The 22,646-nt window shown below is 70.7% G+C and carries 21 protein-coding genes; 7 read left to right on the top strand and 14 right to left on the bottom strand.

From position 1 onward, the window contains the following. Positions 1 to 14 precede the first annotated feature (14 nt). Complete coding sequence (locus HNR51_RS17180) at positions 15 to 587, bottom strand: gluconokinase (RefSeq protein ID WP_182555732.1); 573 nt, start codon at positions 585 to 587, stop codon at positions 15 to 17. Between the two features lie 292 nt (positions 588 to 879). On the opposite strand from HNR51_RS17180, the gene HNR51_RS17175 reads away from it, so the two are divergent. Next, a complete protein-coding gene (locus HNR51_RS17175; RefSeq protein WP_012455525.1) occupies positions 880 to 2,046 on the top strand; it encodes a polysaccharide biosynthesis/export family protein in 1,167 nt (388 codons plus the stop codon). Positions 2,047 to 2,069: 23 nt separating this feature from the next. Then, complete coding sequence (locus HNR51_RS17170) at positions 2,070 to 2,753, top strand: phosphorylase (protein ID WP_182555731.1); 684 nt, start codon at positions 2,070 to 2,072, stop codon at positions 2,751 to 2,753. A gap of 140 nt (positions 2,754 to 2,893) precedes the next feature. Here the strand turns inward: HNR51_RS17170 and hpnH are convergent, their stop codons facing one another. Next, complete coding sequence (gene hpnH / locus HNR51_RS17165; RefSeq protein WP_012455523.1) at positions 2,894 to 4,057, bottom strand: adenosyl-hopene transferase HpnH; 1,164 nt, start codon at positions 4,055 to 4,057, stop codon at positions 2,894 to 2,896. Positions 4,058 to 4,770: 713 nt separating this feature from the next. Here hpnH and HNR51_RS17160 point away from each other — a divergent pair. Beyond that, positions 4,771 to 7,419 carry an MMPL family transporter gene (locus tag HNR51_RS17160; RefSeq protein ID WP_182555730.1) on the top strand — a complete coding sequence of 883 codons (2,649 nt, stop codon included), beginning with the start codon at positions 4,771 to 4,773 and terminating at the stop codon, positions 7,417 to 7,419. A gap of 25 nt (positions 7,420 to 7,444) precedes the next feature. On the opposite strand, the gene HNR51_RS17155 is transcribed toward HNR51_RS17160, so the two are convergent. From HNR51_RS17155 to HNR51_RS17130, 6 genes are all read right to left on the bottom strand, one after another. After that, entirely contained in the window at positions 7,445 to 7,963 is a 519-nt protein-coding gene (locus HNR51_RS17155) for a hypothetical protein (protein ID WP_182555729.1), read from the bottom strand. A gap of 151 nt (positions 7,964 to 8,114) precedes the next feature. Continuing rightward, positions 8,115 to 8,957, bottom strand: coding sequence for a hopanoid biosynthesis-associated protein HpnK (hpnK, locus tag HNR51_RS17150; protein ID WP_182555728.1), 843 nt, complete (start codon positions 8,955 to 8,957; stop codon positions 8,115 to 8,117). 128 nt (positions 8,958 to 9,085) lie between these two features. Further along, on the bottom strand, positions 9,086 to 10,510 hold the full coding sequence (gene hpnJ, locus HNR51_RS17145) for a hopanoid biosynthesis associated radical SAM protein HpnJ (protein WP_012455519.1): 1,425 nt from the start codon (positions 10,508 to 10,510) through the stop codon (positions 9,086 to 9,088). A gap of 53 nt (positions 10,511 to 10,563) precedes the next feature. Then, positions 10,564 to 11,760, bottom strand: a complete 1,197-nt coding sequence (gene hpnI, locus HNR51_RS17140; RefSeq protein ID WP_182555727.1) for a bacteriohopanetetrol glucosamine biosynthesis glycosyltransferase HpnI — start codon at positions 11,758 to 11,760, stop codon at positions 10,564 to 10,566. Between the two features lie 174 nt (positions 11,761 to 11,934). Next, positions 11,935 to 12,555, bottom strand: coding sequence for an MlaC/ttg2D family ABC transporter substrate-binding protein (locus tag HNR51_RS17135; protein WP_182555726.1), 621 nt, complete (start codon positions 12,553 to 12,555; stop codon positions 11,935 to 11,937). Beyond that, positions 12,546 to 13,679 carry an HpnL family protein gene (locus HNR51_RS17130; RefSeq protein ID WP_182555725.1) on the bottom strand — a complete coding sequence of 378 codons (1,134 nt, stop codon included), beginning with the start codon at positions 13,677 to 13,679 and terminating at the stop codon, positions 12,546 to 12,548. The genes HNR51_RS17135 and HNR51_RS17130 overlap by 10 nt, the downstream gene beginning before the upstream one ends. A 211-nt stretch (positions 13,680 to 13,890) precedes the next feature. On the opposite strand from HNR51_RS17130, the gene HNR51_RS17125 reads away from it, so the two are divergent. Next, positions 13,891 to 15,072 carry an amidinotransferase gene (locus HNR51_RS17125; protein ID WP_141952497.1) on the top strand — a complete coding sequence of 394 codons (1,182 nt, stop codon included), beginning with the start codon at positions 13,891 to 13,893 and terminating at the stop codon, positions 15,070 to 15,072. A gap of 278 nt (positions 15,073 to 15,350) precedes the next feature. Here HNR51_RS17125 and HNR51_RS17120 read toward each other — a convergent pair whose 3' ends face one another. From HNR51_RS17120 to HNR51_RS17095, 6 genes are all read right to left on the bottom strand, one after another. Next, positions 15,351 to 15,563, bottom strand: a complete 213-nt coding sequence (locus tag HNR51_RS17120) for a hypothetical protein (RefSeq protein ID WP_012455513.1) — start codon at positions 15,561 to 15,563, stop codon at positions 15,351 to 15,353. Positions 15,564 to 15,631: 68 nt separating this feature from the next. Beyond that, entirely contained in the window at positions 15,632 to 16,243 is a 612-nt protein-coding gene (locus HNR51_RS17115) for a glutathione S-transferase (protein WP_182555724.1), read from the bottom strand. A gap of 34 nt (positions 16,244 to 16,277) precedes the next feature. Next, positions 16,278 to 17,420 carry an alpha/beta hydrolase family protein gene (locus tag HNR51_RS17110; protein ID WP_182555723.1) on the bottom strand — a complete coding sequence of 381 codons (1,143 nt, stop codon included), beginning with the start codon at positions 17,418 to 17,420 and terminating at the stop codon, positions 16,278 to 16,280. Positions 17,421 to 17,545: 125 nt separating this feature from the next. Continuing rightward, positions 17,546 to 17,767: a hypothetical protein gene (locus HNR51_RS17105; RefSeq protein ID WP_012455510.1), complete on the bottom strand. Its 222-nt coding sequence runs from the start codon at positions 17,765 to 17,767 to the stop codon at positions 17,546 to 17,548. 93 nt (positions 17,768 to 17,860) lie between these two features. Beyond that, positions 17,861 to 18,709, bottom strand: coding sequence for a metallophosphoesterase (locus tag HNR51_RS17100; protein WP_182555722.1), 849 nt, complete (start codon positions 18,707 to 18,709; stop codon positions 17,861 to 17,863). Between the two features lie 51 nt (positions 18,710 to 18,760). Further along, entirely contained in the window at positions 18,761 to 19,381 is a 621-nt protein-coding gene (locus HNR51_RS17095; protein WP_012455508.1) for a cation efflux transmembrane domain-containing protein, read from the bottom strand. Between the two features lie 202 nt (positions 19,382 to 19,583). Here HNR51_RS17095 and croR point away from each other — a divergent pair, with 202 nt between their 5' ends. The 3 genes from croR (at position 19,584) to HNR51_RS17080 (ending at position 22,488) form a co-directional block, all read left to right on the top strand. Continuing rightward, positions 19,584 to 20,057, top strand: coding sequence for a 3-hydroxybutyryl-CoA dehydratase (gene croR, locus HNR51_RS17090; protein WP_012455507.1), 474 nt, complete (start codon positions 19,584 to 19,586; stop codon positions 20,055 to 20,057). A 6-nt stretch (positions 20,058 to 20,063) separates the two neighbouring features. Beyond that, complete coding sequence (locus HNR51_RS17085; protein WP_182555721.1) at positions 20,064 to 20,873, top strand: TrmH family RNA methyltransferase; 810 nt, start codon at positions 20,064 to 20,066, stop codon at positions 20,871 to 20,873. Positions 20,874 to 20,985: 112 nt separating this feature from the next. Next, positions 20,986 to 22,488, top strand: a complete 1,503-nt coding sequence (locus tag HNR51_RS17080) for a helicase HerA domain-containing protein (protein ID WP_012455503.1) — start codon at positions 20,986 to 20,988, stop codon at positions 22,486 to 22,488. The last annotated feature ends 158 nt before the right edge of the window (positions 22,489 to 22,646 follow it).

The raw sequence follows: 22,646 nt of genomic DNA, 5'->3' as shown, positions 1-22,646 counted from the left end.
TCCCTATCCGCTCCCTATCCGCAGACGTCGCCGGCCGGGAGGTCGAGCCGGGCGGCGACCGCCGCGACGATGGCGTCGGGGCCGTCCTCGATGCCGACGGTGATCGGATCCTCTTCCGGCCCCGGCGGTTCGAGGGCGGCGAACTGGCTGTCGAGGAGGGAGGCCGGCATGAAATGCCCGTGCCGGGCCTGGACCCGACCCTGGATGACCGCCCGGCTTCCCTCCAGGAAGACGATGCGGACCTGGCCCGAATCGCCGGTCAGCGTCCGGCGGTAGGCCCGTTTCAGGGCCGAGCAGGCGACGACGGCGTTCTCGCCGGCCGCGAGCCGCGCGTCGATCCAGGCGCGGATGCGGCCGAGCCAGGGCTGGCGCGCCGCGTCGTCGAGGGGGTGCCCGTCCCGCATCCGGGCGATGCTCTCTTGCGTGTGGAAGTCGTCGCCGTCGGCGAAGGTCCAGCCGAGCCGCTCGGCCAACAGTGCGGCCACCGTGCTCTTGCCGGAGCCGGAGACGCCCATCACCACGAGGACGGTCGGGGCGACGGCGCGCGAATCGGCAGCCTGCGGGGCGGAGGAACGAGGGGCGGTCATCCGGCTCCTTGGAAAGATCATGTGTCGGCGCGCCGCGGGCCGGCCCCGGCTTGGCCGGAGACAGACAGGTAGCGGAGTGCGGCGGCGCGACCATCCTCGGCCCCGCATCCGTTCCTCTTGCGCCCTCGCGCCATGCGGTCGCGCGGCATCCCCCGAAGGGGTGGGATAGATGTGGTCTTCGGGGAAAGGCCGGCGCCGGCCGTCCTCCCCGGCCCGGTGTGGCGGCCTCGCCACGGACAGCTTGGCCGGTTTGGGCTACCCACCCGGTGAGAGAAACCGTCAGGCGGCCTGAATGCGCGCTCTAGCCACTGCCCTCGTCATCGCCTCGGCGGTGTCGGGGTGCTCGATCCTGCCGGCCGCGGGCCCGACCACCTCGGCGATCGAGAGCGGCGCCGACGTCGCCACCGCCGAAGGCCTGTTCGCCCGCTACGAGATCATCGACGTCACCCCCGCCATCGTCGAGGCCCTGCGCACCCGCCCCCTCGACAGCCTCCTCGTCACCTTCGGCGACAACCGTCCGGCGCTCGAGCCGGTGATCGGCGTCGGCGATTACGTCGCGGTCCAGGTGTGGGAGGCCGGCTCCGGCGGCCTGTTCTCCGGCCCGCTCGTCGCCGACCGCTTCTCCGCCGGCTCCAAGTCCGCCCTGATCCCCGAGCAGGTGGTCGGGCCCGACGGCGGCATCACCGTGCCCTATGCCGGCCGCATCAAGGTCGTCGGCCGCCGTACCCAGGACGTCCAGGCGCTGATCGAGACCGAACTCGCCGGCAAGGCGATCCAGCCGCAGGTGCTCGTCTCCGTCACCAAGCCGGTCTCGCAATCCGCCACCGTCACCGGCGAGGGCGCCATGGGCATGCGCGTGCCGCTGTCGGGGCGCGGCGACCGGCTGCTCGACGTCATCGCCCAGGCCGGCGGCGTACGCACGCCGGTGGCCGAGACCTTCGTGCGGCTCTCGCGCGGCAACCGCACCGTTACCGTGCCGATGAGCACCGTGGTCGCCAATCCGCGCGAAAACATCTTCGTGCGCCCCAGCGACACGCTGACGCTGGTGCGCGATCCGCAGACCTTCCTGTCCGTGGGCGCGCTCGGCAGCACCACCGAGGTGCCGTTCTCGGCCGACGGGCTGACGCTGTCGCAGGCGCTCGCCCGCGCCGCGGGGCTGCGTGAGGCCCAGGCCGACCCGGCCGGCGTGTTCGTGTTCCGCTACGAGCCGTCGGCGGTGGTGCGGCGGCTGCGGCCGAACTCGCCGCTGCTCGCCTCGCCGCAGGTGCCGGTGGTGTACCGGGTGAACCTGCGTGACGCGCAGGGGCTGTTCCTCACCCAGAGCTTCCGGATGCGCAACCGCGACCTCGTCTACGTGTCGAGTTCGCCGTTTGCAGAGCTGGGCAAGGTGCTCGGCGTGTTCTCCACCGTGACCGCCCCCGTCGCCGCGGGCGCCTCGGTCTACTCCGTCGCGCGGTGATCCGGCGCGCGGAGGCCGGGAGGATGGCAGTGGAGAGCGGTGCGGTCCTGGCGGTCGCCGGACTCGCCCGCGAAGCGCGCATCGCCGCCGGGCCGGGCGTCGAGACGATCCAGGCCGCCGGCAACCCGGCGCGGCTGCGCGCGCTCCTCGACGCGCGCCCCCCGCGGGGGCTGCGCGCCGTGGTCAGCTTCGGGATTGCCGGAGGCCTCGACCCTGCCTTGCAGCCGGGCGACATCGTCGTCTGCACCCATCTCGATGCGCAGGCGCGCTTTCCCGCCGATTCCGCTCTCGTCCGTCGCCTGTCCGAGCGCCTGAACGGCGCGCCGGACCGGGTCGTCACCGGCGGCCTCGCGGGCTCCGACGTCGCGGTCCTGGCGGTCGCCGACAAGGCGGCGCTGCGGGCCCGCACCGGCGCGTTGGCCGTCGATATGGAATCGCACGTGGCCGCCGCCTACGCCGCCCGCCACGCCCTCCCCTTCGCCGCGATCCGGGTGGTCTGCGACCCTGCCGGGCGCGCCCTGCCTGCCTTTGCGGCCTCGGCGCTGACGCCCGAGGGCGAGCCGGACATCCGCGCCGTCCTCGCCGCGCTGCTGCGCGGACGGGCCCGGATCGGCGAGCTGATCCGGCTCGGGCGCGATTCCTCGGCCGCCTTCGCCGCCCTCACCCGCTGCCGCGCCCGGCTCGGGCCCGGCCTCGGGCTGCTCTGAGCCGCCGTCGCCGCGCGCCCGTGCGCAAGAGACCGTGCTACGAGGCCGGGTATCAAAGACCCTGACGGCCGTCCCTGAAACGAAAAGACCCGCGCGGCCGGAGCCGCGCGGGTCTTTTCAGGGGGCGCGTCAGGCGCGGCTCAGGCGGCCGTGCGCTTGCGGGCTTCCTGCTTGGTGTCGACGCCCGAGGCTTTGATCTCGGACAGCTTCTGGGCGACGTTGCGGGAGAACACGAACTCGGCCGGACGCTGGTTCTCGAGCGAGATCTCCGGCGCCATGTCGCCTTCGGTCTTGATGCCGCGGATCGCGTGCACCAGCGGCTTCCAGGGCTTCTTGACCGAATCGACCACCGAGGAGGCCTCGTAGCCCGAGTGGACCATGCAGTCGGCGCACTTCTCGTAGTTGCCGGTGCCGTAGGCGTCCCAGTCGGTCTCTTCCATCAGCTCCTTGAAGGTCGCCGCGTAGCCCTCGCCGAGGAGGTAGCAGGGCTTCTGCCAGCCGAACACGGTGCGGGTCGGGTTGCCCCACGGGGTGCAGTGATAGGTCTGGTTGCCGGCCAGGAAGTCGAGGAACAGGCCCGACTGCTGGAAGGTCCACTTCTCGCGGCCCTTCTCTTTGCCGTGCCGGAACACGCCGCGGAACAGGTCCTTGGTCGCCTTGCGGTTCAGGAAGTGCTTCTGGTCCGGCGCGCGCTCATAGGCGTAGCCGGGCGAGACGGTGATGCCGTCGATGCCCATCCGGGTCACCGAATCGAAGAAGTCGGCGATCTTGTCGGGCGAAGAGTTGTTGAAGAAGGTACAGTTGATGGTGACCCGGAAGCCCATCTCCTTGGCCTTGGCGATCGCCGCCACGGCCTTGTCGTAGACGCCGCGCTGGCAGACCGACTGGTCGTGCATCTCCTTGTCGCCGTCCAGATGGATCGACCACGTGAAGTAGGGGCTCGGCTTGTAGTCCTTGATCTTCTTCTCGAGCAGCAGCGCGTTGGTGCAGACGATCGCGAACTTCTTCTGCGCGATGATGCCCTGCACGATCTGCGGCAGATCCTTGTGGAGAAGCGGCTCGCCGCCGGCGATCACGACCACCGGTGCGCCGCACTCGCGCACGGATTCGAGCGCCTCGTCCACGGGCAGGCGCTTGTTCAGGATCTCGTCGGGATAATCGATCTTCCCGCAGCCGGCGCAGGCGAGATTGCAGCGGAACAGCGGCTCCATCATCATGACGAGCGGGTAGCGCTTCCGCCCCGTGATGTGCTGCTTGAGGATGTAGCCGCCGATCTTCGCGACGTACCGTATGGGGATTCCCAAGACGCGGCTCCTTAGATGCTGTGGTTCCGGGCTTAGCCGGGCTGCTTAGCGTGAGAAGGACAGAAATTCCAGCGCATTAGGCTGGAACTGTTCCGAGACGGCGCTGCCAGAGCGCGATTTCGAAGGACTGTGGCGCACCGGTCTCGCGGCCGGCCGTCGGCTCCGGGGATGAAGCCCGCGGCCGTGCGATCCGGAACGGGATGATCTGCTGATTTCCGCCTTCTGCGGCGGATTTTTGACCTTTCGCGATGCTCGACCAAACCACGCAGGGTGAAACGAGTTCACGATTTCTCGCGCGGCGGCTCGATCGAGCACGAACACCGCCATGCTTGTTCGAAGCCGAGGCGGCGCGCAATCAGGTTGCAGTGCGCAATCGCACCGTCTCCGCCCATCGGCGCCCCTTCGGACGCGATTCCGGCTGTGCGTTGCATTCCCTCGCCGGGACAAGTAGGTAGCGCGCCAACGACACGAATGATCGGCGTGGAGCATCTTCGCGCCGTCCGTGTCCGCCGGAGAGGGGCCGCCGGTCGGCGGCGCCCTCCGGATTTCCCGCTCGCGAGGGTCACGTCCCGCGGGCCATGACGAGGATCGATTCGGCGCGTCGCCGCCTGATGAGGACGCCGCGTCCTGTGTCGCGGGGAGGACGGGACCGAAGCGTCCCGGCCCGTCGTCACGGGGGGACAGGCCGGATCGTTAGGCAGGCAGGGTTTTACGTGATCGAACGTCTCGTCGCGTTTTCCGTCAGGCGCCGCTGGCTGGTACTGGTGGCCGCGGCGCTCCTCACGGTCGCGGGCGCGGGCGCAGCCGCCCACCTGTTCCGCATCAACACCGATGTCGAGCGGCTGATCGAGCCGAGCGTTCCCTGGCGCCAGGACGAGATCGCCTTCGAGAAGGCGTTCCCGCAGCGCACGAACCTCGTGGCCGCGGTGATCGACGGGCAGACGCCGGAGATCGCCGAGGAGGCCGCCGCGCGCTTCGCCGAGGCGCTGAAGTCGCACCGCTCCGAGATCGAGACGGTCTACCGCCCCGACGGCGGCCCGTTCTTCGATCGCAACGGCCTGCTGCTGATGTCGCAGGAGGAACTGGAGCAGACCACCCAGCGCCTGATCGAGCAGCAGGGCCTTCTCGGACCGCTCGCCGCCGACCCGTCGCTGCGCGGCGTGATGCGGGTGCTCACCCTCGGCGTGAAGGGCGTCAAGAGCGGCGACGCCAAGCTCGAAGACCTCGCCCAGCCGATGACGCAGATCGACGACACCCTGCGCAAGGTGCTCGACGGCCAGCGCGCCCGGATGTCCTGGCAGACCCTGCTCGCGGGCGGGCGCAGCGAGACCACGGACACCCGCAAGTTCGTGATGATCCAGCCGGTGCTCGACTACAACGCCCTGGAGCCGGGCCGCGAGGCGACCAAGCTGATCCGGCGTGTCGCCGCGGAGCAGAACATCGACGCCGCCCACGGCCTGCGCATCCGCCTGACCGGCCCGGTGGCAGTGGCCGACGACGAGTTCGCCACCCTCGCCGATGACGCCTTCCTGAACTACTCGCTGACGACCGCCGCCATCGTCCTGTTCCTGGGGCTGGCCCTGCGCTCCGCTCCCCTCGTCGCTGCGGTGCTGATCACCACCTTCGCGGGTCTCGTCGTCACGGCGGCCTTGGGGCTGCTCATGGTGGGCGAGCTGAACCCGATCTCGGTGGCCTTCGCCGCCCTGTTCGTCGGGCTCGGCATCGATTTCGGCATCCAGTTCGCCGTGCGTTACCGCGCCGACCGCTACGAACTCGGGAGCGTCGACGCGGCTCTGCGCGGCGCGGCGCGCGGGGTCGGCTGGTCGCTGACCCTCGCGGCGGTCTCGCTGCTCGCCGGCTTCTTCGCCTTCCTGCCCACGCAGTTCCGGGGCGTGTCCGAACTCGGCCTGATCGCCGGCGTCGGCATGATCGTGGCCTACCTGTTCTCCCTCACCCTGCTCCCGGCCCTGATCGCGGTGTTCAACCCGAAGGGCGAGAAGCGGGCGGTCGAGACCACGTGGATGGCCGGCGTCGACCACTGGATCATTGAGCACCGCAAATGGGTGCTGATCTTCGTCGGCCTGATCACGGTCGCCGGAATCCCGCTGCTGCTGAAGCTGCCGTTCGATTCCAACCCGATGCACCTGCGCAGCCCGAAGGTGGAATCGATCGCGACCTATCTCGACCTGATCAAGGACCCGGCGACCAGCCCCAATTCCATCGACGTGCTGGCGCCCAATGTCGAGGCCGTGCCGGCCCTTTCGGAGCGGCTGCTGAAGCTCGACTCGGTGGCCAAGGTGATCTCGATCGACACCTTCGTGCCGCGCGACCAGGACCAGAAGCTCGCCACGATCCAGGAGACGGCGCAACTCCTCGCCCCCGCCCTCAACCCGGCCCGCAAGCCGCCGCCGCCCACCGACGCCGAGAACGTGAAGGCGCTCAAGGATACCGCGGCCGCGCTGAAGACCATCGCGAGCGGGGACAACGCCGGGGCCAAGGCGGCCGCGCGGCTCTCGGGCACCCTCGACACCCTCGCCGACGCTCCGGCGGAGAAGCGCGAGGCGGCGAGCGTGGCGCTCACCACCGATCTGAAGACGCTGATGAGCCGCCTCTCCGGCCTGCTCGATCCGAAGAAGATCACCCTCGACAACTTGCCCAAGCCCCTCAAGGCCGAGTGGGTGACGAGCGACGGGCGGGCGCGGATCGAGGTTCACCCGAAGGGCGACTCGAACGACGATCAGGTGCTGCGCCACTTCGCCAAGGAGGTGCTGTCGATCGACCCCCATGCCACCGGCGCGCCCGTGGCCACGACGGAGTCGAGCTATACGATCCTCGGCGCCTTCGTGCAGGCGGGCCTCACCGCCCTGGCGCTGATCTTCATCCTGCTCTCGGTGGCCCTGCGCAAACCCTGGGACGTGGCGATGACGCTCGGGCCGCTGGTGCTGGCGACGCTGTGGACGCTGATGGCGCTGAAGGTCATCGGCATGCCGCTGAACTTCGCCAACATCATCGCCCTGCCGCTGATGCTGGCGGTGGGCGTGGCCTTCCACATCTACTACGTGATCGCGTGGCGCGCGGGCGTCGTCGACATGCTGGCCTCCAGCCTGACGCGGGCGATCTTCTTCTCGGCGCTGACCACCGGCACCGCCTTCGGCTCGCTGATGCTGTCGAGCCATCCGGGCACGGCGAGCATGGGCGAACTGCTCGCCCTGTCGCTGTTCTTCACCCTGGTGGCGGCGTTCTTCGTGGTGCCGGCCTTCCTCGGGCCGCCGCCGAAGCAGCCGGATGCCGACCGCCCTGAGGGCGAGGAAGCGGGCCGCCCGCCGGGCGAGGTCACCCGCGAGCACGCGGTGGTGAAGTAGCCGCCCTGCTCGGCCGGCGGGGGCGTCAGTCGCCCGCCAGCCGGGCCTGGATCGCCTCCAGGATCCACGCCTCGCGGGTCTGTCCGGCCTTGGCTGCGGCGGCATCGATCTGCAGCGACAGCGCCGGCCTGACCGGCAGGCTCAGGAGGAACGCGGTCTCGCCCTGCCCCGGCTCGATCGGATCGTAGACGAGGCTCGTCAGCGTGGCGGCGAAACGGCGGACCGCCTCGCGCTGGCGGTCGGGCGTCAGGCTCTCGTCCCGGGCGACGAGGGGGCAATAGGTGGCGACGGCGCGATCGACGATCTCCGGCCGTGGCACGCCCTGGCTCCTGAGACGCTGGACCGCCGAGGCGAGCGCTGTGCTCGCATTGGTGTCGAGTTGCGGCGAGAGGATCGCCTGGGTCAGCACGGCGTCGGCTTCCGGGCGCGGCGCCGGGGGCTTGCCGCAATCGATCCCGGCGGCCGAGGCGGAGGGACCGACCGATCCCGCCGCGAGGACGAGGACCAAGAGGGCGAGGACCAAGCGGGCGGTGCGGCTTCCCATGTCTCACGGCTCCTCACGGCCTCGGACCCGCCCGTGCGGGGCACCCTCCCCGCCATGACCGCAGGACCGGCTCCGTTCGAAGGATGCCCGCCAACCCGTCGCCCGGCCTTGATTTCGATCAGCGGGCGAACACCGCCGCGCCACGGCGACGCTACGGCAGGAAATCCGAGAAGCCGCCCCGCTCGGCCCCGCTCCGGTCCGCGGCCTCGCGCGCCTGCGGGGCGATCAGCGCGTCCCGCTCGGCCGCGTATCGGTAGCCCGGCGCCTCGCCGGGGAAGCCGCCGGCGGTGGCAGGGTGTGTGTAGAGTTCGGTGAGCCCGTCCGGCAGGTGGCGCAGCAGGGCGGCGACGCGCTCCGGGGTCATCGCGCCGGACCATGCGAGGCCCAGCGTCCGGGTCGGGACCAGCAGGCCCGCCTGCCGGGCGCGCACGGCGAGCAGCGCCGCCCAGGGGGCGGTATCGAGGGCGGGCTTCGGCTGGAAGCCGGGCTCGGCGCGCCGCAACAGGTCGCGCGGCTCGCGCGGCACCCGCAGCGCCCGCATGCCGTAGTCGCGGCCGATCCGCAGCACCATCCCGGCGATCAGCGGGTGGATGTGGAAGTGCTTGTGGGCGTTGACGTGATCCAGCGGCAGGCCGGTGGCGCGGTAGGCCTCGAACTGTGCCCGGATCTCGGCGGCGAGCTGCCGGCGGGCGGCGGGCTTCAGGGCGAGGTCGAGGCCGAGCCGCTCCATGTCGCGCCGCATCAGGCCCTGCCCGTCGGTGAGGTCGGGCAGTTCCGCGGCGGGCAGCGTCGGCCATGCCTCGACCAGCACGAGGTGCAGCCCGACCCGCAGGGAGGGCGTGCGCCGCGCGCGGGCCACCGCGTCGTCGGCGCCGGGGGCGGAGACCATCAGGCTCGCGGCGGTGAGGATCCCGTCGCGATGGGCCTGCTCGACGGCCTCGTTGACCTCGTGGCTCAGGCCGAAATCGTCGGCGGTCACGACCAGTCGCTTCACGCTCTGCCCCTGTCTCGGGTGTCGGGAGGGCAAGCCCTCTCGCGGGTCCAGGGCACCGCCCTGGAAACGAGGAAGGCCGGGCTCGCGCCCGGCCTTCCTCGCTTGTTCGATGGCTGGCAGCCTGAGCCTTACGCGGCGGCCTTGCGGTCGCGGAGGAAGTGCCAGAACTCGACGCCCTCGCGCAGCCGCCGCTTCATCATCTCGGGCGAGCGGACCATCTCGTTCACGATCGAGGCGATCTTCGGGGCGCGGAAGTAGAACTTCCGGTAGAATTCCTCGACTGCGGAGAAGATCTCCGAGTGCGACAGGTGCGGGTAGTGCAGCGGCGCGATCTGCACGCCGTTCTCGTCGACCAGCTCGGCGTTCTCGACGTCGAGCCAGCCGTTCTCCACCGCCTGCTTGTAGAGGAAGGTGCCCGGGTACGGCGCGGCCAGCGAGACCTGGATCGTGTGCGGGTTGATGCGCTTGGCGAACGCGATCGTCTCCTGGATCGTCTCCTTGGTCTCGCCGGGCAGACCGACGATGAAGGTGCCGTGGATGGCGATGCCGAGGTCGTGGCAGTCCTTGGTGAACTTCTCGGCCACCTCGACGCGCATGCCCTTCTTGATGTTGTTCAGGATCTTCTGGTTGCCGGACTCGTAGCCGACCAGCAGCAGACGCAGGCCGTTCTCACGCAAAACCTTCAGGGTCTCACGCGGCACGTTGGCCTTGGCGTTGCACGACCACGTCACGCCGAGCTTGCCCAGCTCGCGGGCGATCTCTTCGGCCCGCGGCAGATTGTCGGTGAAGGTGTCGTCGTCGAAGAAGAACTCCTTCGTCTGAGGGAACTCCTTCATGCAGTACTTGATCTCTTCGATCACGTGGGCGACCGAACGGGTTCGGTAGGTGTGCCCGCCGACGGTCTGCGGCCACAGGCAGAAGGTGCAGCGGCTCTTGCAGCCGCGGCCGGAATAGAACGAGATGTAGGGGTGCTTCAGGTAGCCGATGAAGTACTTCTCCATCTCGAGATCGCGCTTGTAGACGCTCGTGACGAAGGGGAGCTGGTCCATGTCCGTCATGATCTCGCGGTCCTCGTTGTGGACCACGACGCCGTTGGCGTCACGATAGGACAGGCCCTTGATCTCCGACATCGGCACGCCCTCGGCGACTTCCTTGACGGTGAAGTCGAACTCGTTGCGGGCGCAGAAATCGATGCAGGGGGCCTGGGCCATGGAGCCGGCGGCATCCACCGCGACCTTGGCGCCGATCAGGCCGGCAATCAGCTTCGGGTTGGCGGCCTTCAGCGCCTCGACGGTCTTCACGTCGGACTTGAAGGACGGGACCGAGGTGTGGAGCACCACGAGGTCGAAGTCGTTGGCCTGGGCCACGATCTCTTCGAGCTTGATGTTGTGGGGCGGCGCGTCGATCAGCTTCGAGTTCGGCACCAGGGCGGCCGGCTGGGCCAGCCAGGTCGGGTACCAGAACGACTTGATCTCGCGCTTGGCCTGGTAACGGGAGCCGGCGCCGCCGTCGAAGCCGTCGAAGGTGGGGGCCTGCAGGAAGAGCGTGCGCATGGGGTTCAAGGCCTCAAGGCTCGAGACAGTATTGATGTGAAGTGTTTGGAAGCTCAGACCGAGGTGGCGCGCGACTCGCGACCGAGGCCGTGCTCCGGAATCAGCGTACCGTCCGCAACCACACGGTAATCGTGACCTTTCCATGTCACCGCACCCGAGACGAAGCTCCAGGTGAAGTTGATGAAGGAGAGCATGTCACGAATCGGCAACAGCCAGTAGGCGTGGGGGCTGAGCCCGAAGGCGCGTTCGATACGCAGGCAGAGTCCGATGCGGCAGGCGAGCGCCAGGGCGGCCACCGCCAGCGCGCCGGAGCCGGCGCCGGGCATCAGCGCGGCGAGCAGGGCCAGCGGGAAGGCGTGGGTAACGACCGAGCCGGCATAGCCCTTGGGATCGACGTTGCGGATGGTGCGGTTCCAGCGCAGCTCGTGCCGCCACAGGCCGGAGAGTTCGGTATCGACGCAGGCATGCCCGATGGTGAGCGCCGGGATCGCCACCGTGCCGCCCTCGGCGCGCAGGGCCTCGCCGATGGCGTAGTCGTCGGCGAGATCGTCCTTGAAGGCGCGGAAGCCGCCGATGCGGGCGAGCGATTCGGCGGTCATCGCGATGGTGGAGCCGAAGCAGGGGCGGGCCAGATCGAAGGTGGTGCCGAGGATGACGTTGGGCACGAACTGGACGTCGATGGCGAGCGCGGCGAGCTGGGCGCAGACGCCGCGATCGCCCGGCACGCCGTGATAGAGGCAGGTGACGCCGGTCACATTCGGCTGCGACAGGGCGGCGACGACGCGCTCCAGGTAGTCCGGCTTCACCGACATGTCGCTGTCGGCCAGCACCACGACGTCGTGGGCGATCTTCTCCGACATGTTGATGAGGTTGGAGACCTTGCGGTTCGAGCCGTGCTGGCTCGCATCCACCACGAGGTCGAGGCGCAGGCGCGGATGGGCCTCGCGCAGGCGCTGCACCACGCTGAGCGCCGGGTCGGCGGCGTTCTGGATGCCGAACACGACCTGGACCGGGCCGGCATAATCCTGGCGGCAGAAGCTGTCGAGGTTCTCGAACAGGTCCGGCTCCAGGCCGCAGAGCGGCTTGAGGATCGTCACGCCGGGGCGCGGTGCGTCCGCGGCGAGCACGGTCGGGGCCTGGGCGGCGAAGCGGCCCACGAGCGCAGCGGCGAGGAGGGCGTAGACGCAGCCGGCGAGCGCCATCAGGAGAAGCGCGGGGGCGATCCAGGCCGACAGCTCGTTCAGATCCATGGCGCGGCGTTGCTCGCTGCTGTCTTCGTGTCGGGCGCCGCGGGCGGCGGTCTGAATGGGTCAAAGCCCGGATCGCCGCCCCAACCGGGTCGCGGGGCGGCTTCCGGGCCTGCCTGATGGTCTTGGTCCTGCCGCAGCGGGGCCGCTTCGACAGGAGGGATGCCTTCTAAGCCCCTACTCTCGGGGCGAGACTTTGGCGGCGAGCATCCCGTCGGTGCGTTCGCGCATAAATTTCAACAGGCCGTCGGCACCGCCCTTGAGCGGGTCGGCGAAGCTCGCCCGCATCGAGGCGACCTCGCTGACATTGCCGTTCAGCAGCACGTCCTGAACCTTGTTGCCGGCGTTGACGACGTAATCGACCTCCGAATCGTCACCGTCCTTGTTCGAGACGCGGGTGGAGACGACGCGGTTAGGCCCGTGCTCCTCGCTCTGCGGCTTGATCTCGAACTTGCCGCCCGCTGCCTGCGAGAGGCGGTTGGCGTAGAGGGTGACGAAGTACTTGCCGAAGGCCTCGGTCAGCGCCTCCTGCTGCTCGGGCTTGAAGGTCTTCCACTTCGGGCCGACGGCGGTGCGCACCATGGCCGGCGTGTCGAAGGTCGCGGCCAGGGTGTCGCCGACGATGGCGAGGCGGCTCTTGAGGTCGCCCGCGCCGTTCTTCAGCGCCTCCTCGAACTTGGCGTAGAGCCGCTTGATCGGCTCGACCGCGGGATCCTCGGCGGCACGGACGGCGTGCGGCGTTCCCGAGACGGCGAGCGCCGCGGCGGCGGCGAGCAGGGTGCGACGGTTCAGGCGCACTTCTTGAGCGCTCCAGCTTCGTTGTCGGAGGAAAGGGCGGCCGGGCTCCGCGGGGCGGGAAAGCCGTAGGCCGAGGCCAGCGGAGCGGGTCCGAGGCGGCGGCCGAGCCGTGCCCGGATCGCGCCGAGCCCGTCGCGCACCGCCGTGGCACCGTCGGCCTCGGGTGCGAGCGCGGCCTTGCGCTCCATCCAATTCCACAGGGCGAGGCTCGGCAGGCCGACGCCGAGATCGGCGACGCGCTTGACCAGCGACAGGGCGAGCGCGGCTTCGGCCGGGATGCCGAACAGGGCGCCGAGCGCGATCAGGCCGCCCTCCTGGGCGCCGATGGCGCCGGGGACGACGAAGGCGGCGCCGCGCACGGCCTGGGCGAGGCTCTCGATCACCAGGGCATCGATGAAGCTGATGGAGTAGCCCATGGCGTTCAGCGCGATCCAGACCTCGACGGTGCCGACGACCCAGCCGATGAGGTGGATCAGCAGCGCCGCGCCGACGCGGGCGCGGTTGCCGTAGAGGCGGCGCAGATTCTCGTAGAGCACGTCGATCGCGCCGAGCGCGCGCCACTCGCGGCCGGCGGCAAAGCGGCTGAGCGCGGCCTCGATCAGGCGATGACCGCTGCGGCGCTGGATGACGTAGAAGGCGGCGAGCGCCGGGATGGCGACCAGCACGCCGCCCCCGACCGTGCGGACCAGAGGACCGTCGCCGGTGATCTGGATCAGGAGGAGAAGGCCGGCCACGGTGAAGACGAGCTGCGTCACCGCCTGGGTCATCAGGTCGACGAACATGCTGGCGCCGGCCATGCCGCCGGGGGTGCCGCGGCGGGTGAGCAGGCGCGCGCCGATGAGGTCGCCGCCGACCTGCGCCACCGGCAGCAGCGTGTTGATGCCCTCGCGCACGAAGCGCAGCGAGATGCAGTCGCGCAGGGTCGGCCCGGCGCCGCGGGGGAACACCGCGTGCCAGCCGAGGCCGGCCCAGGCGACCGCCAGGAAGCGGGCGACCACGACGGCCAGCGTGCCCCAGCCCGCGCTCACGACCGCGGCGGTGACATCGGACACGCCGGAAGACAGGAACAGCGCGAGCGCCGTGCCCAGTCCGACGATCGATGCCAATGTTGTGAGACGCTTCATCAGCCTCTTTCGAATGATCGCGAAGGCTTGTGTTGTCGAAATCCCACCCGAAGCGACCATCGAAGCTTAGCCGGTGGCGGGAAGCGTTCCGGCAGGTTGCAGCTTTGCCAAGCGCTGTCTATCACCCGATTGACACACCGGGGAGCAAAGCGGCGCCCGCGGTGGATGCCGACGACGATTGTCGCGAGATGCCGCTTCTAGGGAGCCTCAAATGGATCGCGAGCCGCAGATCACGGCGGATTCCGCCCTGATCGACGACGCCTCGTCGAAGGGTTTTTCGCAGGGCTACGAGGGGCGCAACGATGTGCCCGCCACGCGCAGTCCGGTGATGGCCTGGAACGAGTGGGATCCGCTGGAGGAGGTGATCGTCGGCTCGCTCGACGGCGCCACGATCCCGACCCATCACCTCACCGTGATCTTCAACCTGCCGCGGGCGGCCCAGCCGTTCTACCGCTTCGCCTCCGGCTGGAAATACCCGAAGTTCATGAAGAAGCTGGCTCAGGCCGAGCTGGACAACTTCATCTCGATCCTGGCCGGCGAGGGCGTGAAGGTGCGCCGTCCCGATCCGGTCGACTTCTCGAAGAAGTTCAAGGCGCCGCGCTGGACCTCCCGCGGCTTCTGCGTCGCCTGCCCGCGCGACCCGTATCTCGTGATCGGCGACGAGATCATCGAGAGCCCGATGTGCTGGCGCTCGCGCTACTTCGAGGGCGACGCCTACCGCTCGCTGTTCAAGGAATATTTTCGCGCCGGGGCGCGGTGGACCTCGGCCCCGCGGCCGCAGCTCACCGACGACCTCTACAACTACGACTATCGGGTGCCGAACCTGAAGGCCGGCGAGCCGATGCAGTTCACGGTCAACGAGTTCGAGCCGGTCTTCGACGCCGCCGACTTCGTGCGGTGCGGCCGCGACCTGTTCGTGACCCGCTCCAACGTGACGAACCTGATGGGCATCGAGTGGCTTCGCCGCCACCTCGGCCCCGGCTTCCGCATCCACGAGATCGAGAGCCGCTGCCCGCAGCCGATGCACATCGACTCGTCGTTCATGCCGCTGGCGCCGGGCAAGGTGCTGGTGAACCCCGACTACATCGACGTCGAGAAGCTGCCCGCCGTGCTCAAGAAGTGGGACGTGCTGATCGCCCCGCGCCCCGACCCGGTCTCGGGCTTCATGAGCAAGATCTCGATGTGCTCGCCTTGGACCTCGATCAACGTGCTCGCCCTCGACGAGAAGAAGATCGTCGTCGACCAGAGCCAGCCGACCCTGATCAAGGCCCTGAAGGATTGGGGCTTCGACCCGATCCCGGCGCCGTTCCTGTCCTACGGCCCGTTCGGTGGCTCGTTCCACTGCGCCACGCTCGACGTGCGCCGCCGCGGCGTCCTCAAGTCCTACTTCTAGGCGATCGTCCCGCCTGCGGGCGGGGCCTTTCGACGAACCGGAGCCTGCCGCGCATACCGTGCGGCAGGCTCTTTTCGTATCCGGCTCTTATCCAGCGTCTGGCCGGTGGCGTCGCTCCAGCCGCCGCCCCGGTCGATCCGGGGCGCTGATCGGCGAACCCGGACCCGAGGGGACGCGCCAGAGGCGTGCAATCCGCGACCGCGCTCGACACCGGACTCGAGCGACGCATCGCGGGTGGATCCCGGCTTCCGCTGCCCGGCCCCGGGATGACGGGGGGATCAGTCGCCCACCAGCCGGCCCGGCACCCGCGTCGCCCGCCGGTAGGTCGAGCCCGCAAGCGCGAGCGCGCCGCCGTATTGCAGGAACCCGTTCTCGGCGAGGCCGTCCGGGGCGAGATGGGTCTGGAGCGCGAGGCGGGTCAGCGCATTGAGCGCGATGACGGTGAGGCAGAAGACGGCCGACGCGAGGGCGGCGGCGACGAAATCGGGCATGGTGGGCCTCCCGGATGGGACGGCCCAAGCTTAGCAAGGGCCGAGCCAGCCGGAAGACCCCCGAAAGGCTAGCCGGCCGGCGGGCGGGTCGCCACCATGGCGGGCCGCTCCTCGAAGCGGGCGAACCACGCGGCGAGCCGGGGGGCATCGTCGCGCCACGCGATGTCGGAGAAGCGCAGGTCGAGGTAGCCCAGTGCGCAGGCGAGCGCGATGGTGCCGATGTCGACGCGCTCGCCCAAGGTCTCCGCCTGGTCCTCGAACCACGCCAGCGCGCTCTCGATCTTGGCGGTCTGCCCCTCGATCCAGGCGGCCGAGCGCTCGGATTCGGGCCGCGCCGTCAGCTCGTAGCGGATCAGCAGGGCGGCATCGAGCACGCCGTCGGCGGTGGATTGCGCGTTGAGCGCCCGCCAGCGCGCGGCGCCCTCGGCGGGAAACAGGCGGCCGCCGGCCATCGCGTCGAGATACTCGCAGATGACCCGGCTGTCGGCGAGGCTCTCGCCGTCGTCGAGGATCAGGGTGGGCACTTGGGCCAGCGGGTGCTGCGCCAGCACGGAGCGGTCGCGCTTGACCGGGTGGACGGCGCTCGGCAGCAACGCCAGCCGTTCGGCGAGACCGAGTTCGTGGGCGACGACCATCACCTTCCGCACGAAGGGCGAGCTGTGCGAGTGGAACAGCTTCATCGGCTTGCAAACATCCTCTGAGTTCTTCGAGAGATCAGCGCTGCACGGCGGCGGGCGTCGCCGGCACCTTCGGCGTCTCGACGCCGAGGCGCTTCACCGGCCAGCCGTCGCCCCAGCGGCGCATGTCGCTGAAGGCGGGGTCGTTCTTCAGGCTCTGGGCGTCCTTGCCGGCGAAGGCCGCCGCCGCCGCCATGTCGAAGGTGCGCCAGAAGGCGAGGAAATCGAGGCTGTCGGCGCGGGCGTTGTTGATCTGCGAGACGAGCGTAGTCTGCTCGCCCGAGAGCGCCATGTCCGCCGACCAACGGAAGGGCGGCGGCTTCTCGCCGGGCGGGTCGGGCGGCAGCTTGATCGCGCCGCCGTCATAGGCTGCGTCGAGCCCGGCGGGCGAGGCCAGCGTCGCGGTGAGCGCCGGGAAGCCGTGGTCGTCCGAGAGCGCGCGCACGAGCAGCTTGCGCTCCGGCGGCACGGAATGGGCGTCGCGCAGGATGCGCCGGGCGGCAGCGTCGGCAGCCCGCGCGTCGCGGTCGCCGATCACCGTCACCAGCAGGGTCTTGGGCGACATCCCGTCGAGGTCGCCGAGCGGGATGCCGCGGGACTTGGCGTCGCGGGCGATGCCGCCGGGCATCACGACGTAGACGAGCTTGGGCGCCGGCAGGCCCTCCTTCGCGGCTTCCGCCGCGAGGTGGGCGGCGAGCGGCGCGCCGGCCAGGTGGCCGATCAGGGCGAGACGCTCGGGATCGGGCCGCGCATCGGCGTCGCCCGCCAGATCCGACAATGCGGATTTGAGCAGCCGGGCGGCGATGGCCGGGGCGTCGGCGGGACGGGTTCGGTTCACCTCCTGGAAGCGGGGGAACAGCACGAGCCAGCCGTGACGGGCGAGGTGGTCGATCCAGGCGCCGTAGGCCTGCGGGTTCGGTGCGCCCCAGGCGTGCAGGAACACCGCCACCGGCCGCCCGCCCTCAGGCGCGGGGCCGGCCTTGTAGAAGGCGTAGGTGGCCGCGCTCGCCCGGCCCACCGCGCGCTTGGTGATGGTGGCGGCCTTGTCGCCGACGCCGCCGGGTCCGTCCGTCGGCTGGGCCGGCGGTGCGGCGGCGCTCGCGGGCGCTGCCACGGACAGGGCGGCCAGCAGGCCCAGGGCGGGCCAAGGCAGGGCGGCGAGTCCGGACTTCGGGCGCATCAATCTCTCGGGCGATCGGCGGCAATCTGCGCCGGCCCCGTCCGCTCACGCGGGTTTCAGGACTCGGCCGGGCCTGAATAGCAGATTCCGCCGCTGAGGCGACGACGCAGGGGCAACGGCCGGCACTATTCGCGCTCCTTCACCCGTCGGCACTCGGTCTTGAGGTAGCTCGTCTTGCCGACTTCGTCGCGCAGATCGGTGCGGGCGATGATCTCCTGCCAGCCGTTGGTGCAGCCGAGTTCGTTCGCGACGCGGACCTTGCGCACTTCGCTCGCGCGATCGTCGGTGCAGTCCTGCTGCGGGATGCCGTTGGCGCAGACGAGCACGACGGCGATGAAGGCATTCATGGCGAATCTCCCGGGTTTTTTGTCAGTTCTACCCGCATGGGGCGGCCGGGAGGCTACGCACGATGTCGTCATCGGGTTTCGCCGAGGGGAGCGTCATCCCACCGCAACGATGAGGTCGCTCCGAAAGGTCTTTCCTTCGACGGGGTTGGCGAGCCAGCGGGTGCGCCCGATCCGCTTGTCGTGGCCGGCATGGAAGTGGCCGGAGATCCAGAGATCCGGGCGGTCCGCGTCGGGCAGATCGTCGAGCACGGTGGTGGCGTAGAAGGCCGGCACCCACCACGGCACGCCGGGTGCCCCGCGGAACGCGTCGGCGGCGAGCGGGCTCGGCGGATGGTGCGTGACGGCGACCGTCGGACCCTCGTGCGGCCGGGCCAGGGCTTCGAGCAGGGCGGCCTTCTCGCGGGTATGGGCCTCCATCGCGTCCGCCGGCGACCAGGCCGCGCGGTCGGCCCGGCGGATCGAGCCGCGGTACTCCCGCGAGCCGGTGACCGGATCGGTCATCCGCGCGGCGGCAAAGGCGACGGGGTCGTCGGGGCGGTCGGGCATGTCGTCGGTGAGCCAGCGCCCGGCGAGCGACCAGTCGCTCCACAGCGTGGTGCCGACGAAGCGCACGCCGCCGATCACGACCGCCTGCCCGCCCTGGAGCAGGTGGATGCGGCCGCCCCGCCCATTCATCCGGGCGACCTCGCGCTCCAGCGCGGCGAGCAGTTCCGGCGCGGTGCGCGGATCGCCGGTCGGGGCATAGTGCTCGTGGTTGCCCGGCACCAGCACGACCGGCCGCCCGTCCGCCAGCGCGAGCACCGTGGCGAGCCCGGCCTCGGGCTGGCCCTCGTGCAGGTCGCCGGCGCAGACGAGCACGTCGAAGGGCGCCGCGGGCGGCGGGATCATCTCCGGGCGGCGCCGTTCGAGATGCAGATCGGAGAGGGGGAAAAGGCGCAGCACGCGGTCCGCAGGTCCGTGAGAGTAAGGGTCGAGTAAGGGGCGAGTTAAGGGTTAGGCGCGCGCCCGCGAGGCGGCGTCCTCGGCCGCGGCACGCCATTCGCGGCGGGCGGCCTTGAGCACGTCGAAGGCGGAATCGGCGTTGATCACGGCGATGCCCGCCGCCGCCACGAGGTCGGGCCAGGGCGAGAGCGTCAGCGCGGTCACGAGGCCGGCGACGATGATCGCGAGGTTGGCGGCCACGTCGTTGCGGGCGGAGAGATAGGCCGCCCGGGTCAGGCTGCCATGGCCGTCGCGGTGGCGCGCCAGCATCAGCGCGCAGGCAAGGTTGACGAGAAGCGCGCCGAGGCCGGTCAGCGTCAGCGGCACGGGAGCCGGCGTGGTGAAGTCCGAAAACTTCTCGTAGGCGGCCCAGGCCGTGGCGAGGCCCGGCACCAGCAGGATGCCGGCCAGAAGCGTGCCGAGCCGGGCCCGGTTGCGCACGCTCCAGCTCAAGCCTGCGAAGATCAGGAGGTTGATCGCGGCGTCTTCGAGAAAGTCGAGGCTGTCGGCGATCAGCGCCACCGAGCCGATGGCGAGCGCGACCGCGATCTCGATGCCGAAATAGCCGAGGTTCAGCGCCGCCACGCGGGCGACGACCGGGCGCAGGCTCGGCGAGGGCGGCAGACGAGGCACCGGTGGGATCCCGCGGGCAGAACGAAGCGGGCCGGTGATTGCCTCAAGCCGCCCGGCCCTGTCGAGAGCCCTCCCGCAGGCGCCGCGCTTTCCGCCTAACGTCCGTCTGGATTTGCGCGCCCGGCTGTGCAAGGCGAAGGATCTGCCAAAGGATAGACAAGCCGCCCGTCGAGCGGCGGTCCGGACCGGGGAGGCGTTGACGATGTTGCCCGAACTGCGCGTGCTCTATTTCGAGGATCTCGAAGTCGGTCTCACCGAGATCCTCAAGAAGGAGATCTCCTCCTCCGACGTGGTCGGCTTCGCCGAGATCACCGGCGACCGCAATCCGATCCACCTCTCCGAGCACTTCGCCGCGCGCACGCCCTTCGGCACCCGCATCGCCCACGGCCTCTACACCGCCGGCCTGATCTCGGCGGTGCTCGGCACCCGCCTGCCCGGGCCGGGCGCGGTCTACATCTCGCAGACCCTGAACTTCCGCGCGCCTGTGCGCATCGGCGACGTCGTCGAGGTGAAGGTCGAGGTCGCCGAACTGATCCCCGAGCGCCGCCGCGCGCGGCTCGCCTGCACCTGCTCCGTCGGCGACGAGGTGGTGCTCGACGGCGAGGCCCTGGTGAAGGTGCCGAAGAAGGAGGAGGCCGACCCGCTCGCCATGCGCATGGGCGGCGGACGCGCCTGACCCCGATTGCCTGAACCGATCGCCATCGACGATCCGGACGATCCGCGGCTCTGCGCCTACCGGGCCGTGCGCGAGCGCGACCTCGTGGGCCGGCAGGGGCGCATCATCGTCGAGGGCGAGGTCACCCTGCGGCTGCTGTTCTCGCCCGGCGCCCGCTTCGCCGCGGAATCGGTGCTGCTGGCGCCCGAGCGCTGGCCGGGTTTCTCGGATCTGCTGAGGGGGGACGGGCCGCCGGTCTACCTCGCCGGCAAGGACGTGATGAGCGCGGTGGCCGGCTTCCCGATCCACCGCGGCGTGCTGGCGGTCGGCCTTCGCGGCGCGGAGCCCGCGCCCGAGGCGCTGGTCCCGCCCGCCCCGGCCCCGGCACTCGTCGTCGGAATGGTGGGGCTGACCAATCACGACAATGTCGGCGGCCTGTTCCGCAACGCCGCCGCCTTCGGCGCCGACGCGGTCTGGCTCGACGCCGAGACCTGCGATCCGCTCTACCGCAAGGCGATCCGCGTTTCGGCCGGCGCGGCGCTGACCGTGCCCTTCGCCCGCGCGGCGAGCGGGGCGGCGCTCTTGGATCTGGCCGAGCGCCACGCCCTGACCCCGCTGGCGCTGACCCCCGGCGGCCATGAGACGCTCGACAGGCTGGCGCCGCCGTCCCGCGCGCTGCTGCTGCTCGGCACGGAAGGCCCCGGCCTGCCGGAGGCGCTGATGGCCCGCGCCCGCCGCCTGCGCATCGCCATGGCGCCGGGCTTCGACTCGCTCAACGTCGCGACGGCGGGGGCGATCGCGCTGCATCATCTGGCGGGACGGCGGCTCGCAGGCTGAAGCCGGGACCTCGAGAGGCGGCTGCGACCTCCCGCCTGTGGACGGCTGGAGCCCCCGCGGACCCCGGCCGCCCCGCGCATGTTAGAAGCCTCGGGCGCCAGCGGGGAACGGGATGGGCTACGAGATCGATCTGGGGCGGGCCGGCGATCGGCCCGGGACGATGGACCTCACCGAGCTTCTGGCGACGCGCCTGCTCGTCCAGGGCAATTCCGGTTCGGGCAAGTCGCACCTGCTGCGCCGCCTGCTGGAGCAGAGCGCCGGCCTCGTGCAGCAGGCGATCATCGACCCCGAGGGCGATTTCGTCACGCTCGCCGAGCGCTACGGCCACGTCGTGGTCGAGGCGGACGGCAACGAGGCCGAACTCCTGCGGATCGCCGCCCGCGTGCGCGAGCACCGCGTTTCGGTCGTTCTGTCCCTCGAAGGGCTCGACGCCGAGGATCAGATGCGCGCCGCCGCCGCCTTCCTCGGCGGCCTGTTCGATGCCGACCGCTCGCTCTGGTATCCGATGCTGGTGGTCGTCGACGAGGCGCAGCTCTTCGCGCCGGCCGCCGCGGGCGAGGTCTCGGACGAGGCCCGCCGCCTGTCGCTCGGTGCCATGACCAACCTGATGTGCCGCGGCCGTAAGCGCGGTTTGGCCGGCATCATCGCCACGCAGCGTCTGGCCAAGCTCGCCAAGAACGTCGCGGCGGAGGCCTCGAACTTCCTGATGGGCCGCACCTTCCTCGACATCGACATGGCCCGCGCCGCCGACCTCCTGGGCCTCGACCGCCGTCAGGCTGAGATGTTTCGCGACCTCGCGCGCGGGCATTTCGTCGGCCTCGGCCCCGCCCTCTCGAAGCGTCCGCTGCCGATCGCCATCGGCCCGACGGTGACCGAGAGCCGCAACGCCGCCCCGGCCCTGCTGCCGCTGCCGACCATGGGCGAGGAGGCGCGCGCCCTGATTCTCACCGCCTCCCCCGAGGAGGAGGCGCGGCCGCTGCCCTCCCCCCGGCCGAAGCCGGTGCGGGCGCCGGGGCCGGACGTTCTGGTCCAGCTCGCCAATTACCGTCCGCCGGTGCGCGAGGATCTGCCGGAAGAGGAGCCGATGGACCCGGCCGAGCGCGAGGCGGCGATGGCCGAGATCCTCGCCTCGGTGCTGGCGGATTCGGACGCTGCCGCCTGCACGCCCGCCACCCTCTATCAGGACTTCACCGTCCGCTGCCGTATCCGCCGGATCGGCGGCGAGGCGATGGGCCTGCCCGAGTTCAAGCGCCGCCTCGCCGTGGCGCGGGCCGGCGTCCAGGGCGCCACCGCGGAAGGGCCCGGCTGGGAGCGCGCCCAGGAGATCGCCGCCAGCCTGCCCGAGGATCTGGCCGGCCTGTTCCTGCTCATCGCCCGCACGGCGCTCGAAGGATCGCCCTGCCCGTCCGACGCGGCTTTGGCGGAGGCCTACGGCACCTCCTCGGCGGGGCGCGCCCGGCGCATGCTCGGCTATCTGGAGGAGCGCGGCGCCATCGTCATGCGCAGGGATCTGCGCGGCGCGCCGATCATCGCCGTGCCCGATCTCGACGCCGAGACCGGGCCGCAGGTCGGTGCGGCCGCCGTGCTTCCCTTGAGGCGGCGGGGGCGCCCCTGAGGCGTTCAGGGGGCGATTTCGCACGCCGTGGCCTCGGGTCGATCGGGCTGAGCCGGGAAGACACAACCGGAATCTGTTGAGGCCGGCGGCACGCGACAATCCGCGCCCCTTGCCGTCCGTCTGCTTCCGGCCAAGATTGGCCGCACAATTTCAGGTCG

Origin of the sequence: Methylorubrum thiocyanatum, from assembly GCA_014138645.1 — a bacterium.
GTDB lineage: Bacteria > Pseudomonadota > Alphaproteobacteria > Rhizobiales > Beijerinckiaceae > Methylobacterium > Methylobacterium thiocyanatum.
This window is presented reverse-complemented; position numbering and strand designations above follow the sequence as displayed.